We start from the raw sequence: 14,488 nt of genomic DNA, 5'->3' as shown, positions 1-14,488 counted from the left end.
GGCTACAGCTCGGCGAGGAAGGACAGGGCCGTGGACCAGGTGCGCTCCGCGGCCTCCTCGTCCCAGTCGGGAAGGTCGGGGTCGGTGTACAGGTGGCCCGCGCCGCGGTAGCAGTGCACCTCCACATCGGCTCCGGCCCGCCGCATCCGCAGGTACCAGGCGTTCAGCCAGTCGTCGGGCTCGAACGGGTCCGGCTCCGCGACGTGCAGCTGTACCGGGATGTCGGTCGCGGCGTCGTCCGCGATGTCCGAGGTCCCGTGCAGCAGCAGCAAGCCCCTGGCCTTCTCGTCGGCCAGCGCCAGGTTCTGCGCGATGGCTCCGCCGAGCGAGAGGCCCGCGTAGACGACGCCGCGCTGGGAGTGCGGCGCGGCGGCGGTGACGGCGCGCCTGAGCAGTTCCTCGTGACCGATCTCGTCCTTGATCGCCAGACCGTCGGTGACGGTGTCGGCGGTCCTGCCGTCGAACAGGTCGGGGACCACCACCTCGTGCCCGGCGGCGCGCAGCCGGTCGGCGGCCGTGTGGACGGCGGGCCGCAGCCCGTACGTGGAGTGGAACAGGACGATCGTCTCAGCGGCGGCCAACGCGGCCCTCTTTCTCGTGTCGTGCGGTCGGGGTGGGTGCCAGCACCCACCCCATCGTGCCAGGCGCCTGCCCGGCGGAGGGACTGTGGGCGGGAGCGCCCGTCGGGCGGTGCGCATCGTTGGCCGGGTGCCTGCCGTGCGCGGTGCCCGACTCACGGGTCGGTTCGCCCGGTGCCGCCGGGCCGCGAGGTACGGGTTGCTCACCGTCGCGGCGGAAAAAGATCATGGCGGGTGGCTCGGTCGCCGGCCAGGGGGCGCCGTGGAGGTCGCTCGCCGCCGGACGCGTGTGTCCCGGGCGCGTCAACGCAGGCTGCGGACGTCCAGGTGGCGCAGGACCCGGTCCACCACCTCGGGGTCGAAGCCGGGTTGGCTGCGGGCCGCGAGGACGGCGTGCCGGGCCGCGGACATCATCTCGTTCTGCACCCGGCGGATGTGCTGCTGCCGCTTGGCGCGCTCCCTGACCGCCTCGCGCTTCTCGGTGTCGACTATGTCCGGGCTGATCCGCGCCCCGATGTCATAGGCTCGCCGGGCCAGCGCCTCCGACATTTCCTCGGGCAGCTCCTCGACCTCCTCGATCTCCTTCAGCCGCCGCTTGGCCGCCTTGGCCGCCCGGATTGCCAACTCCCGTTCCAGATCGCGCTCCACGGCCACATCACCGCGTACCCCGAGCCGCTTGACCAGCCACGGCAGGGTCAGGCCCTGGACCACCAGGGTGGCCAGCACCACGGCGAACGCGACGAACAAGATGGCCTCCCGGCCGGGGAACGGTCCGCCGTTGTCCACGGTCAGCGGAACGGCGAGCGCCAGGGCCACCGAGGCCACCCCGCGCATGCCCGACCACCACACCACGACCGTCTCCCGCCAGTTGATCGGGATGTCCTCGTCCACGTCGCGTCTTCGGTGCAGCCGACGGGTCATCCACGCGGCGGGCAGCAGCCACAGCAGCCGTACCCCCACGACCACGGCCACCACGGCGATCGCGCCGCCGACCAGCGACCCGGCGTGCACCGCCGCGGTGCCGAAGACGTTGTGCAGTTCGAGTCCGATGAGGCCGAAGGCGGCACCGGTGACCAGGGTGTCCACCACCGTCCAGAACGTGTTCCCGGCCAGGCGCCCGGTGACGTCGTCGGGATCGCTCATGTACTCGGACAGGTACAGCGCGGTGGTGAGCACGGCCAGCACGCCGGAGCCGCGCAGTTCCTCGGCGAGCGCATAGCTCGCGAACGGCACCAGCAGCGAGAGCCCCACCTGCAGCGTGGCCTCGTCGACCAGCGTCATCAGCTTGTTCGCCACCCAGCCGAGCACCAGCCCGACCGCCACCGCGACCACCGCGGACAGCACCAGCGTGAAGGCCGCCCGCGGCAGTGAGAACGTCCCGGTGACCACGGCGGCTACCGCCACGTGGTAGAGCACGATCGCGGTCACGTCGTTGAACAGCCCCTCGCCCTCAAGGATCGAGACCATCCGGCGCGGCAGCCCCAGGCTCCCCGCCACCGCGGTGGCCGCCACCGGGTCCGGCGGCGCCACCAGCGCCCCCAGCACCACCGCGGCGGCGACCGGCAGCCCCGGCACCAGCGCGTGGGCGACGGCGGCGACGGCGGCCGTGGTGACGAAGACCAGGGCCACCGCCAGCAGGAAGATCGGCCGCCTGTTGGAGGCGAACTGCCGCCAGGACGTGCGCTGTACGGCGGCGTAGATCAGCGGCGGCAGCACCAGCGGCAGGATCAGCCCGGGCCGGATGGCGACGTTGGGCACGAACGGCAGTGCCGCCAGCACGCCTCCGAACAGGGTCATCAGCACCGGGGACGGCAGCCCCAGCCGCTCCCCCACCGGGACCATCACGATGGCCCCGAGCAGCAGGACGAACAGCAGGGCGAGCTGGTCCACGGTCGGCACGCTCCCGGAGTCGAGTTCTCGCTTCAGTGCCTTTCAGCGTGCCATGTGCGACCGACAATCCGGATGTTGAGCCTGTCTCAGGGCGTCGAGGTCACAACGTGCGGCGCATCGCCTGGTGCGGGATCCCGCTGCCCTCGTCGAACTCCGGCCCGTAGGCGCGGTAGCCGAGCCGCTCGTAGAAGCCGAGGGCGTGGGTCTGCGCCTCCAGGTAGACCTGGGTGAGCCCGAGTCGGCGCGCCTCGTCCTCCACCGCCCGTACCAGCGCGGCTCCGAGACCGGTGCCGCGAGCGGACCTGCCAACGGCCAGCCGCCCCAGAACCGCCGTCAGACCGTCGGCCACCGCCGTCGGGTACTTCCGGCGCGCCACGGCGCCGTGCAGGATGCGGGCGGTGCCCGCGGGCCGGCCGTCGGGCTCGCTGGTGGCGAGCAGATGCACCGCGTGCGCGTCGTAGGCGTCCATCTCCACGTCCTCCGGGACGCCCTGCTCGGTGACGAACACCTCGCGGCGCACGGCGTAGCAGCCCTCCAGCTCCGGCTCCGCGGCCACCGCGATCCGGTAGCGCTGAGGGGCCGTCATGCGCTGTCGGCCCGCACCGTGTCCAGCGCGTGCTGGAGGTCGGCCGGGTAGGGCGCCTCGAACTCCGCCCAGCGGCCGTCGGCCGGGTGCTCGAAGCCGAGGCGCACGGCGTGCAGCCACTGCCGGGTGAGCTTCAGCCGCTTGGCGAGCGTCGGGTCGGCGCCGTAGGTCAGATCGCCGACGCAGGGGTGGCGGTGCGCGGACATGTGGACCCGGATCTGGTGGGTGCGGCCGGTCTCCAGCTTGATGTCGAGCAGGCTGGCGGCGCGGAACGCCTCGATCAGGTCGTAGTGGGTGACGCTGGGCTTGCCCTCGGCGACGATCGCCCACTTGTAGTCATGGTTGGGGTGGCGGCCGATCGGCGCGTCGATGGTGCCGCTGAGCGGATCGGGGTGGCCCTGCACCAGGGCGTGGTAGCGCTTGTCGACGGTGCGTTCCCGGAACTGCTGCTTGAGCAGGGTGTACGCGCGCTCGGACTTGGCGACGACCATCAGCCCGGAGGTGCCGACATCGAGGCGGTGCACGATGCCCTGGCGCTCGGCGGCGCCCGAGGTGGAGATCCGGTACCCGGCCGCGGCGAGGCCGCCGATCACGGTGGGGCCGGTCCAGCCGGGGCTGGGATGGGCCGCCACACCGACCGGCTTGATGATCACGACGACGTCCTCGTCGTCGTGGACGATCTCCATGCCCTCGACCGGCTCGGCGACGATCCGCACCGGCGCGGCGGGCGCGGGCATCTCGACCTCCAGCCAGGCCCCGCCGCGCACCCGGTCCGACTTCCCGGCCGCGGCGCCGTCCACCCGTACCTTGCCGTCGGCGGCCAGCTCGGCCGCCTTCGTACGGGAGAAGCCGAACATTCGGGCCAGCGCGGCGTCCACCCGCTCGCCCTCCAGGCCGTCGGGTACCGGAAGGGTGCGGGTTTCGGGAAGGGTGCTCACCCGATCGAGTATGCCGGACCACGGGCGCGGTCCGGTCCACCGGCCGTCAGTCCCGGTGCACGGTCCCGTCCGGGTCGAGGCCGCGGAAGGAGAGCCAGACGATCAGGATGCCGCCGCAGACGATCGCGGAGTCGGCCAGGTTGAACACCGCGAAGTGCGCCGGGGCGATGAAGTCCACCACGCCGCCCTCGAAGACCCCGGGCGAGCGGAAGATGCGGTCGGTGAGGTTGCCCAGCGCACCGCCGAGCAGCAGCCCGAGCGCGACCGCCCACGGCGTGCTGTAGAGCTTGCGGGCCAGTCGGGCGATCACCCCGATCACGATGACCGCGATCAGCGTGAAGACCACGGTCATGCCCTGGCCGATGCTGAAGGCGGCGCCGGAGTTCCGGATCGCCACCAGCTGCAGGTAGTGGCCGATCAGCTGGACCGACGGCTGGTTCTCCAGGTGCTGGACCACCAGCGTCTTGCTGATCAGGTCCAGGGCGTAGGCGAGCGCCGCCACCCCGAACAGCACGGGGATCCGCCGCTTGTGGCGCGAGGCGGACGCGTCCGCCTCGCCGCCCGGCGCCGCGTCCGGTTCCGGGGTACGGTCAGCGGCCGTATCGTCCGCGGCCTTGCCGTCGCTCGGCTCGCCCGCCGCCTGTTCGAAACCTGGCGTACCGATGGTCCGCTCCGCCTTCGTCACGTGAGTCCTTCAGCGTTGAGTCCCGCGTCAGGCGCTGCCTGACGGAGTCGAGCGTACGGCATGGGGTTGACCGGGGTCAGCGGCGTTCCGTCCGCTGCTTGCACTCGACGCACAGGGTCGCCCTCGGGAAGGCCTGCATCCGGGCCTTGCCGATCGGCTTCCCGCAGGATTCGCACAAACCGTAGGTGCCGTTGTCCAGGCGTTCGAGCGCGTGCTCGGTCTGCACCAGCATCTCGCGGGCGTTCTCGGCCAGCGCGATCTCGTGCTCACGCGAGATGTTCTTGGTGCCCACGTCCGCCTGGTCGTCCCCGGCGCCGTCGCCGGAGTCACGCATCAGGCCGGAGATCGCGTTCTCGGACGCGAGGATCTCGGTACGCAGCCGGGCGGCCTCGTCCATCAGCACGGTCCGCGCCTCGGCGACCTCGGCCTCCGACCAGGGCTCCTCACCCGGGCGTACCGCGAGCGTGCCGGGGTCGACCGGATCCGTCGCGGTACGCGCGGAGGGAAGCGGGGAGGATCCGCGGGACGCTGTCTTCTTCGCAACCACCGTCTTGGCTCCTGTCTGCTTGGCCGTCGCGCTCTTCTTCGCGGCCGGCGCCTTCTTGGTGGTGGTGCTCCTGGCCGCCGTCTTCTTGGCGGCGGCCTTCTTGGCAGGGGCCTTGCCGGCCCCGGCCGTTCGTCGCTGCGCGGCGTCGCTCGCCGCTTCCTTCTCGACCGTCTCCTTCTTGGCCGCCTTCTTCGCCGTCCCCTTCTTGGCGGGGGCTTTCTTGGCTGCGGCCTTCTTGGCGGGGGCCTTCTTGGCGGGGGCCTTGTTGGCCGGAGTCCTCTTGACCGCCGCCTTCCTGGCCGACGTCTTGCGGGCCGCGGCCTTCTTGGCGGTGGGCGCCGCTCTCTTGGGCGCTGCGGTCTTCTTCACCACCATGGACGCGGCCCCTTCACATAGTGTGATCTTGCTCGCGAATCGTGCCGGAACGATAAATCGACTCCACGCCCGCGGCAACGGGGCACGCCCACGGCAGGCAGGTCTGCATCCGTTGTGCCCAGCTCACCGGTGGGTAATCCGGTACGCCCCGGTAGCGACCCGTCCAGTGCGCCCAACCTCCCCTGTTCGGGTCAGTGGAGGAACAGCTCGGCCCAGCGGGGAATTCCGGAGGAGGACCCGCCCGGCGCGCCGTACACTGTGCGAAGCGAAAGGCGTTGAAGGGGACGAGTAGCGCCGTACGCAGCCATCAGCGACCCGGGGACGGTGCGAGCCCGGGGGTGTGCGCGACGTGAAGATCACCCCGGAGCCGCCGGAGGAAAGCCCAGCGGGCGAGTAGAACCGGTGTCGCGGCCCCAATGAGGGGGTCGGGAGGGCACTCCCGGCCAAGGAGGGTGGTACCGCGGGAGCACGCGCTCTCGTCCCTCCGACGGAGATCGACCGTATCCGCCGGAGGACATTCCGATGACGCAGTACCGCCAGGTCCCCGCCCAGGTGGACCTGCCCGCGCTGGAGCACGAGGTGCTCCGGTTCTGGCAGGAGAACAAGGTGTTCGCCCGCTCCCTTGAGCAGAGCGAGGGGCGGCCCGAGTGGGTCTTCTACGAGGGCCCGCCGACCGCCAACGGAATGCCCGGCGCACACCACATCGAGGCCCGCGTCTTCAAGGACGTCTTCCCGCGCTTCAAGACCATGCAGGGCCACCATGTGACCCGTAAGGCGGGCTGGGACTGCCACGGCCTGCCGGTGGAGCTGGCCGTCGAGAAGGAACTGGGCTTCTCCGGCAAGCAGGACATCGAGCGCTACGGCATCGCCGAGTTCAACGCCAAGTGCCGGGAGTCGGTCACCCGGCACACCGACGCCTTCGCCGCGCTGACCCGCCGCATGGGCTACTGGGTCGACCTGGACCAGGCGTACCGGACGATGGACCCGGAGTACGTGGAGTCCGTCTGGTGGTCGCTCAAGCAGATCTTCGGCAAGGGCCTGCTGGTGCAGGACCACCGCGTGGCGCCCTGGTGCCCGCGCTGCGGCACCGGCCTGTCCGACCACGAGCTGGCGCAGGGCTACGAGACGGTGGTCGACCCGTCGGTGTTCGTCCGCTTCCCGCTGACCTCGGGCCCGCTGGCGGGCCAGGCGTCGCTGCTGGTGTGGACCACCACCCCGTGGACCCTGGTCTCCAACACCGCGGTGGCCGCGCACCCCGAGGTCAGCTACGTGGTGGCCACCGACGGCAACGAGAAGCTGGTGGTGGCCGAGCCGCTGCTGGACAAGGCGCTGGGCGAGGGCTGGACCGCGACCGGTGAGTCCTACCGCGGCACCGAGATGGAGCGCTGGACCTACCAGCGCCCGTTCGAGCTGGTGGACATCGAGGGCGCCCACTTCGTGGTCAACGCCGACTACGTGACCACCGAGGACGGCACCGGTCTGGTCCACCAGGCCCCCGCCTTCGGTGAGGACGACCTCAAGACCTGCCGGGCGTACGGCCTGCCGGTGGTCAACCCGGTCAACCCGGACGGCACCTTCGCCGAGGAGCTGGACCTGGTCGGCGGCCAGTTCTTCAAGAAGGCCGACGAGGCGCTGGTGACCGACCTGCAGTCGCGCGGCCTGCTGTTCCGGCACCTTCCGTACGAGCACAGCTACCCGCACTGCTGGCGCTGCCACACCGCGCTGCTGTACTACGCGCAGCCGTCCTGGTACATCCGCACCACGCAGATCAAGGACGCGCTGCTGCGCGAGAACGAGCGCACCAACTGGTTCCCGGAGGCGGTCAAGCACGGCCGCTTCGGCGACTGGCTGAACAACAACATCGACTGGGCGCTGTCCCGCAACCGCTACTGGGGCACCCCGCTGCCCATCTGGCGCTGCGCGGAGGACCACCTCACCTGCGTCGGCTCGCTCGCCGAGCTGAGCGAGCTGACCGGCACCGACCAGACCTCGCTGGACCCGCACCGCCCGTACATCGACGAGATCACCTTCGGCTGCACGGCGGACGGCTGCACTCTGGAAGCGGTCCGCGTCCCCGAGGTCATCGACGCCTGGTACGACTCGGGCTCCATGCCGTTCGCGCAGTGGGGCTACCCGTACCGCAACAAGGAGGTCTTCGAGAAGCGCTACCCGGCGCAGTTCATCTCCGAGGCGATCGACCAGACCCGTGGCTGGTTCTACACGCTGATGGCGGTCGGCACGCTGGTCTTCGACCGCAGCGCCTACGAGAACGTCGTCTGCCTCGGCCACATCCTGGCCGAGGACGGCCGCAAGATGTCCAAGCACCTGGGCAACATCCTCGAACCGATCCCGTTGATGGACCAGCACGGCGCGGACGCGGTGCGCTGGTTCATGGCCGCGGGCGGTTCGCCGTGGGCGGCCCGCCGGGTCGGCCACGGCACGATCCAGGAGGTGGTGCGCAAGACGCTGCTCACCTACTGGAACACGGTCGCCTTCCAGGCGCTGTACGCCCGCACCTCCCACTGGGCGCCCAGCACCGCCGATCCGGCCCCGGCCGACCGGCCGCTGCTGGACCGGTGGCTGCTCGGCGAGCTGAACGCGCTGACCCGCGACGTCACCGAGGCGCTGGAGTCCTACGACACCCAGCGGGCGGGCAAGCTGCTGTCGGCGTTCGTCGACGACCTGTCCAACTGGTACGTGCGCCGCTCGCGGCGCCGGTTCTGGCAGGGCGACAACGCGGCGCTGCGCACCCTGCACGACGCCGTCGAGACGGTCACCCGGCTGATGGCCCCGCTGGTGCCCTTCATCACCGAACGCGTCTGGCAGGACCTGGTGGTGCCGACCACGCCGGACGCCCCGGACTCGGTCCATCTGGCCACCTGGCCGACGGCCGACGAAAGCCTGATCAACCCCACGCTCTCCGTGCGAATGACCCTGGTTCGCCGACTCGTGGAGCTGGGCCGGGCGACCCGGGCGGAGTCCGGCGTCAAGACCCGCCAGCCGCTGTCCCGTGCGCTGGTCGCCGCGGCGGGCTTCGAGGAGTTGGACGCGGACCTGCGCGCCCAGATCGCCGAGGAGCTGAACGTCAGCTCCCTCGACTCGCTCTCCTCGGTGGGCGGTTCGCTGGTGGACACCACGGCGAAGGCCAACTTCCGTGCGCTGGGCAGGCGTTTCGGCAAGGGCACCCAGCCGGTCGCCAAGGCCGTCGCCGAGGCGGACGCCGCCGCGCTGTCGCTGGCGCTGCGGGAGGGCACGGCGTCGGTCGAGGTGAACGGGGAGACCATCAGCCTCTCCCCGGAGGAGGTCATCATCACCGAAACCCCGCGCGAGGGCTGGTCGGTGGCCTCCGACTCGGGGGCGACGGTCGCGCTTGACCTGGAGATCACCCCCGAGCTGCGCCGGGCGGGCCTGGCCCGGGACGCCATCCGTCTCATCCAGGAGGCCCGTAAGAACAGCGGGTTGGACGTCGCGGACCGGATCGCGCTGCGTTGGTCGGCGTCCGACGCGGAGCTGACGGAGGCGCTCCGGGAGCACTCGGGACTCGTCTCCGACGAGGTGCTCGCCGTCGACTTCGCTGAGGGCGAGGCGGATTCCTCCTACGGTGAGCCGTTCACGGACGAGGCGCTCGGACTGACGTTCCGCCTGCGCAAGCACTAGTCCCCACCCACCCGTTCCTCGGCCCTCGATCGCCGGGCGGGCTCACAGGAGCCCGCCCGGCGACAGCCGTTCCACGCGGGTTGCGAGCCACCGCCCCGTAGGACGAAACGGGTGGGCGCCACCCACGGCCCGCGCCCACTCATCGAACGCCAAAAGGGCCGGGCCCCAGGGGAACGTGTGTCCCCAGGGGCCCGGCCCTGTGCTTGCCTCGCGGCGAGCGTTCAGTTGTCGTCCTCGTCGATGAGGAAGCCCCTCATCGGCGTCGGCGCCTGCTGGAGCGGCTGCGGACCCTGCGGGCGGACCGGAGCCATCGGCTGGGTCATCGCCGGCGACATCTGCTGCTGACCGCCGTAGGTCTGCGGACCGCCGCCACCGCCGCCCATCTGCTGGCCGCCGTAGGTCTGGTTGCCACCGTTGGTGTGCCCCATCGCCCCGGCACCGGCAGCGGCCATGCCGCTGCCCATCGAGGCGCCGCCCATGGTGCCGCCACCGAGCGAACCGCCCATGGTGGACGACGAGGGCAGCGACGCGGTCGCGGGCGTGCGCGGCGGAGCCAGCGAGTCGTCGGCCTGGTTCTCCAACTGGCGCAGCTGGCTCTCCAGGTAGGACTTCAGCCGGGTGCGGTACTCGCGCTCGAAGCCGCGCAGGTCCTCGACCTTGCGCTCCAGCGTGGCGCGGGCCGACTCCAGCGAGCCCATCGCGACGCGGTGCTTCTCCTGCGCGTCCCGCTCAAGGGCGTCCGCCTTGGCGCGGGCGTCCCGCTCCAGGCCCTCGGCGCGGCTGCGCGCCTCGCCGACGATCTTGTTGGCCTCGGAACGGGCCTCCGCGATCGCCTGGTCCGCGGTCTGCTGCGCCAGCGACAGCACGCGCGCGGCGCTGTCCCCACCGGGACCGCCCTGCTGCATGGGGTGACCCTGCTGCATGGGGTGACCCTGCTGCATCGGGTGGCCCTGACCCATCGGCCCCTGGCCCATCGGACCCTGACCCATCGGACCCTGACCCATCGGACCCTGGCCCATCGGACCCTGACCCATCGGACCCTGGCCCATCGAGCCCTGCTGCCCGCTCGGACCAGCCGGAAGCTGCGGAGCGCCAGGCAGTTGGGGCGGACCGCCCATCTGCTGCTGGCCCGGCGGCACCGGCTGCGGGCCGGATATGGCGGCGGGGACGGGAGCCCCCTGCCGGTCCTGCGGCTCGGGCTTGCGCTGTTGGTTCTGCGCGGCGGCCCGAGTGGCCGCGGCGAGTTTGGCGCGGAGATCCTCGTTCTCCCGCAGCAGCCTGGTGAGCTCCGCCTCGACCTCGTCGAGGAAGGCGTCGACCTCGTCCTCGTCATAGCCTTCGCGGAGGCGGACGGTCGTGAACTGCTTGTTACGAACGTCCTCGGGGGTCAGCGGCATCTCTTCACCTCAACGTGATCGTCGGCAATCGGCAAGACCGTATCGTTCACAGCCTGGCCACGACGGAGATCAGGATGTAGACGATGATCATCAGTACGAAGAAGGACAGGTCGAGCGCCACGCCCCCGAGACGCAGCGGCGGAATAAACCGCCGCAGAAGCTTGAGTGGCGGATCGGTGACAGTGTAGGTGGCTTCGAGAAGGACCACCATCACCTTGCCAGGACGCCACGATCGGGCGAACTGGAAGACGTAGTCCATCACTAGCCGGAAGATCAGCACGATCAGGAAGCACATCAATGCGATGTAGATGACCTGTTTTGCGACACCCATCGCGATCCCGCTCCCCTCTCCCCTGCTCTCCGCCGTCCCTGTCGGTCCGGTCCCACATGGTCGCTGTCTCAGCTCTGGTTGAAGAACCCGCCCTCGGCGATACGGGCTTTGTCCTCCGCCGTGACATCGACGTTAGCAGGAGACAGCAGGAACACCTTCTGCGTCACCCGTTCAATGCTCCCGTGCAGACCGAAGACCAAACCCGCGGCAAAGTCAACAAGACGCTTCGCATCTGTGTCATCCATCTCCGTCAAGTTCATGATCACCGGGGTGCTCTCGCGGAAGTGTTCCCCGATCGTACGGGCTTCGTTGTACGTCCGGGGGTGAAGCGTGGTGATTCGATACGGCTCTCGCTCCGACACAACCTTGGGCATGATCACCGGTGCGTTCTTCTCCAGAGTGCGGCGTTCGGGTGTGATGGATGCCACGGGGGCGATCCGCGGTTCTCGGGGAGCCGGAGCATGCACGATTCGCGCCGGTTCTTCCTGAGTTGGCTGGTGTTGTCGTCGCGCCCGGTCGGGTTCCGGCTCGGGCTCGAACTCGTCGTCGGGGTCGAACCCCGGGCCGTCGTACCCATCGTCCTCCACGAGGCCGAGGTAGACCGCCATCTTGCGCATCGCGCCGGCCATGCTCTGCGTCCTCCGCTCTGTGGTGGATCGGCACCGTCACCAGGTGAGGGGATCCACTCGGTCAGCTCCGTGTTTTGACGGAGCATGACCATATTTTCTGCTGTGGTCCGACTTCCTCGTGACGTTACCCGAGGGCGGGACGGACTCCGAGTACCGCCGTACCGACGCGTACATGTGTCGCACCGGCGGCGACGGCGTCCTCAAGGTCCGAACTCATCCCTGCGGACACCATGGTTGCAGCCGGATGCACTTCGCGCAGCGCGGATGCGATTTCCATCAGCCGGTCGAAGGCGGCACGCGGTTTTCCCGCGTAGGGCCCGGCGAGCGGCGCTACAGTCATCACCCCCGCGAGCCGGAGCCCGGGTGCGGCGGCGATCGCGTCCGCGACGGCGGCCGCATCGGCGGGCGCCGCACCGCCCCGGCTGCCGACGGACCCTGACGGGGCGTCGAGCGCCACCTGCACCAGGCAGCCCACTTCGCGTTCGGCCCGCACCGCGGCGGCCGACAGCGCGTCAACCAGTCGCAAACGGTCGACAGAGTGCACGAAGTCGGCATAACGCACCACAGACCGTGCCTTGTTGGTCTGCAGTTGCCCCACGAAGTGCCATTTCAGGTCGAGTTCAGCACATTCGGCGGCCTTGGGTGCCGCGTCCTGGTCGCGGTTCTCCGCGACCTCCCGTACCCCGAGTTCCGCGAGAAACCTCACATCGCTCGCCGGGTAGGTCTTGGTGACCACGATCAGGGTCACCTCCTCGCGCTCCCGCCCCGCGGCGGCGCACGCGTCCGCGATGCGCCGCTCGACCCGGGCCAGATTCGCGGCCAGTTGGGCCTTCCTGTCCGTCATCTCTCCGTCACTCGCTGCCGTCCAGCCACACATACCCGGCGAGCCGCCCCGTCGTGCGGTCGCGCCGGTAGGAGAAGTGGTCCGCCGACTCCAGGGTGCAGATATGGGATTTCTCTCTTCTTGCCACCCCAAGTCGGGCGAGTTGGGCATGCACTCCGGCGGCCACGTCGACCGCGGGCGTCCCCCAACTCGTCCGCGCCCACGCCTCGGGAACCGACTCGGCGACCGCCGCCCGCATCTCGCCCGGCACCTCGTAGCACCGGCCGCAGACCGAGGGCCCGGTGAAGGCCGTGATGCGGTCGGGCCGCGCGCCCAGACCGGTCATCGCCTCGACCGCCGCCGGAACCACTCCGGCGACCAGCCCCGGCCGCCCCGAATGCGCCGCGGCCACCACGCCCGCCACCGGGTCGGCCAGCAGTACCGGCACGCAGTCCGCGGTGAGCACGGCGAGCGCGAGCCCCGGGCGGGCGGTGACCACGGCGTCCACCGCGGGAACCGGCGCGCCATCCCAGGGGGCGGTGACCACGGCGACGTCGTTGCCGTGCACCTGGTTCATCCAGACCACCGCGCCGGGGTCAAGCCCCAGGGCCTTGGCGGCAAGTTCGCGGTTCTCCCGTACGGCCCGCGGCTCGTCGCCGACCGCTCCGCCGAGGTTGAGCTCCTCGTAAGGAGCGGCGCTCACCCCGCCCCACCGGTCGGTGAAGGCGAAGTGGGCGCCGCTCACTTCGTAACGCTGCTGAATTATCAACTGGGCCGGTTCACTTCAGGAAGTCGGGAACGTCCAGTTCCTCGGCCTGACTGTCCTGGTAGGGACGGGCCGGGGGCACCTGCGGCGGTGTGAGCGGAGCGGTCGGGGCCTCGGCGGCCACCACGGGCTCCGGCTTCTCCTCGCGCACCGGCTCCGGTTCACGCGGAGTGACGCTGCCGAGGCCGCCGAACACCGGGCGCGGAGTCTCGGTCGGCTGGCTGCCGATGCGGGAGGCGGCGGACGGGGTGGACGACGCGTTCTCGTCGCGGCCGCCGTAGGCACCGAGCACCTTCTCGCGGTTCTTGGTGGGCGGCTGGCCGCCGTCGAACCCGGCGGCGATGACGGTGACCCGCACCTCGTCGCCGAGCGCGTCGTCGATGACCGCGCCGAAGATGATGTTGGCCTCGGGGTGCGCGGCCTCGCTGACCAGTTGGGCCGACTCGTTGATCTCGAACAGGCCGAGGTCCGAACCGCCCGAGATGGACAGCAGCACGCCGCGGGCGCCGTCGATGGACGCTTCGAGCAGCGGCGAGGAGATCGCCATCTCGGCGGCGGCCACCGCGCGGTCGTCGCCGCGCGCCGAGCCGATGCCCATCAGCGCCGAACCCGCCTCGGACATCACGGACTTGACGTCCGCGAAGTCCAGGTTGATCAGGCCAGGGGTGGTGATCAGGTCGGTGATGCCCTGGACACCGGAGAGCAGTACCTGGTCCGCCGACTTGAACGCGTCCAGCACGCTGACCTGGCGGTCGGAGATGGACAGCAGACGGTCGTTGGGGATGACGATCAGGGTGTCGACCTCGTCGCGCAGGTCCGCGATGCCGTCCTCGGCCTGGTTGGCGCGGCGGCGGCCCTCGAAGGTGAACGGGCGGGTGACCACGCCGATCGTCAACGCGCCCAGCGACCGGGCGATGTTGGCGACGACGGGTGCGCCACCGGTTCCGGTGCCGCCGCCCTCGCCCGCGGTGACGAAGACCATGTCGGCCCCCTTGAGGACCTCCTCGATCTCCTCGCGGTGGTCCTCGGCGGCCTTGCGGCCGACATCGGGGTTGGCGCCGGCGCCGAGGCCGCGGGTGAGCTCACGGCCGACATCGAGCTTGACGTCGGCGTCGCTCATCAGCAGGGCCTGCGCATCGGTGTTGATCGCGATGAACTCGACGCCCTTGAGACCGACCTCGATCATCCGGTTGATGGCGTTGACGCCTCCGCCGCCGATGCCGACGACCTTGATGACTGCGAGGTAGTTCTGCGGTGCTGCCACGTCGAAGGCCTCTCGCCTCGAT

Annotated in this window: 13 protein-coding genes; 1 reads left to right on the top strand and 12 read right to left on the bottom strand. The window is 70.6% G+C overall.

Annotated elements, in window-relative coordinates; genetic code table 11:
- Positions 1–2: 2 nt before the first annotated feature.
- The 6 genes from P3G67_RS05120 to P3G67_RS05095 form a co-directional block, all read right to left on the bottom strand.
- A complete protein-coding gene (locus tag P3G67_RS05120) occupies positions 3–581 on the bottom strand; it encodes a dienelactone hydrolase family protein (protein WP_276092358.1) in 579 nt (192 codons plus the stop codon).
- 300 nt (positions 582–881) lie between these two features.
- Positions 882–2,468: a Na+/H+ antiporter gene (locus P3G67_RS05115; RefSeq protein WP_276092357.1), complete on the bottom strand. Its 1,587-nt coding sequence runs from the start codon at positions 2,466–2,468 to the stop codon at positions 882–884.
- A 100-nt stretch (positions 2,469–2,568) separates the two neighbouring features.
- Positions 2,569–3,054: a GNAT family N-acetyltransferase gene (locus tag P3G67_RS05110; RefSeq protein WP_276092356.1), complete on the bottom strand. Its 486-nt coding sequence runs from the start codon at positions 3,052–3,054 to the stop codon at positions 2,569–2,571.
- Positions 3,051–3,992, bottom strand: coding sequence for an RluA family pseudouridine synthase (locus tag P3G67_RS05105; RefSeq protein ID WP_269854380.1), 942 nt, complete (start codon positions 3,990–3,992; stop codon positions 3,051–3,053). The genes P3G67_RS05110 and P3G67_RS05105 overlap by 4 nt, the downstream gene beginning before the upstream one ends.
- A gap of 46 nt (positions 3,993–4,038) precedes the next feature.
- A complete protein-coding gene (gene lspA, locus P3G67_RS05100; protein ID WP_276092355.1) occupies positions 4,039–4,677 on the bottom strand; it encodes a signal peptidase II in 639 nt (212 codons plus the stop codon).
- A gap of 76 nt (positions 4,678–4,753) precedes the next feature.
- Entirely contained in the window at positions 4,754–5,599 is an 846-nt protein-coding gene (locus tag P3G67_RS05095; protein WP_276092354.1) for a TraR/DksA family transcriptional regulator, read from the bottom strand.
- Between the two features lie 522 nt (positions 5,600–6,121).
- Here P3G67_RS05095 and ileS point away from each other — a divergent pair.
- On the top strand, positions 6,122–9,256 hold the full coding sequence (gene ileS, locus P3G67_RS05090; protein ID WP_276092353.1) for an isoleucine--tRNA ligase: 3,135 nt from the start codon (positions 6,122–6,124) through the stop codon (positions 9,254–9,256).
- Positions 9,257–9,477: 221 nt separating this feature from the next.
- On the opposite strand, the gene P3G67_RS05085 is transcribed toward ileS, so the two are convergent.
- The 6 genes from P3G67_RS05085 to ftsZ form a co-directional block, all read right to left on the bottom strand.
- Positions 9,478–10,653, bottom strand: coding sequence for a DivIVA domain-containing protein (locus tag P3G67_RS05085; protein WP_276092352.1), 1,176 nt, complete (start codon positions 10,651–10,653; stop codon positions 9,478–9,480).
- A 46-nt stretch (positions 10,654–10,699) separates the two neighbouring features.
- Positions 10,700–10,984, bottom strand: a complete 285-nt coding sequence (locus tag P3G67_RS05080) for a YggT family protein (RefSeq protein ID WP_255931860.1) — start codon at positions 10,982–10,984, stop codon at positions 10,700–10,702.
- A 68-nt stretch (positions 10,985–11,052) separates the two neighbouring features.
- Complete coding sequence (locus P3G67_RS05075; RefSeq protein ID WP_269854375.1) at positions 11,053–11,613, bottom strand: cell division protein SepF; 561 nt, start codon at positions 11,611–11,613, stop codon at positions 11,053–11,055.
- 124 nt (positions 11,614–11,737) lie between these two features.
- On the bottom strand, positions 11,738–12,457 hold the full coding sequence (locus P3G67_RS05070) for a YggS family pyridoxal phosphate-dependent enzyme (protein WP_276092351.1): 720 nt from the start codon (positions 12,455–12,457) through the stop codon (positions 11,738–11,740).
- Between the two features lie 7 nt (positions 12,458–12,464).
- Positions 12,465–13,181: a peptidoglycan editing factor PgeF gene (gene pgeF / locus P3G67_RS05065; protein WP_276092350.1), complete on the bottom strand. Its 717-nt coding sequence runs from the start codon at positions 13,179–13,181 to the stop codon at positions 12,465–12,467.
- Between the two features lie 34 nt (positions 13,182–13,215).
- The gene (gene ftsZ / locus P3G67_RS05060) at positions 13,216–14,466 is read right to left on the bottom strand and encodes a cell division protein FtsZ (protein WP_276092349.1); all 1,251 of its coding nucleotides are present in this window, start codon (positions 14,464–14,466) and stop codon (positions 13,216–13,218) included.
- Between the last annotated feature and the right edge of the window lie 22 nt (positions 14,467–14,488).

This window comes from Streptomyces silvisoli, assembly GCF_029269905.1.
GTDB classification, from domain to species: Bacteria; Actinomycetota; Actinomycetes; order Streptomycetales; family Streptomycetaceae; genus Streptantibioticus_A; species Streptantibioticus_A silvisoli_A.
This window is presented reverse-complemented; position numbering and strand designations above follow the sequence as displayed.

What these genes read in the sequence shown, in the direction of transcription:
- P3G67_RS05110 (WP_276092356.1), bottom strand. Translation starts at nt 3,054, where the DNA reads ATGACGGCCCCTCAGCGCTACCGGATCGCGGTGGCCGCGGAGCCGGAG.
- P3G67_RS05095 (WP_276092354.1), bottom strand. Translation starts at nt 5,599, where the DNA reads ATGGTGGTGAAGAAGACCGCAGCGCCCAAGAGAGCGGCGCCCACCGCC.
- ileS (WP_276092353.1), top strand. Translation starts at nt 6,122, where the DNA reads ATGACGCAGTACCGCCAGGTCCCCGCCCAGGTGGACCTGCCCGCGCTG.
- P3G67_RS05085 (WP_276092352.1), bottom strand. Translation starts at nt 10,653, where the DNA reads ATGCCGCTGACCCCCGAGGACGTTCGTAACAAGCAGTTCACGACCGTC.
- P3G67_RS05080 (WP_255931860.1), bottom strand. Translation starts at nt 10,984, where the DNA reads ATGGGTGTCGCAAAACAGGTCATCTACATCGCATTGATGTGCTTCCTG.
- P3G67_RS05075 (WP_269854375.1), bottom strand. Translation starts at nt 11,613, where the DNA reads ATGGCCGGCGCGATGCGCAAGATGGCGGTCTACCTCGGCCTCGTGGAG.
- P3G67_RS05070 (WP_276092351.1), bottom strand. Translation starts at nt 12,457, where the DNA reads ATGACGGACAGGAAGGCCCAACTGGCCGCGAATCTGGCCCGGGTCGAG.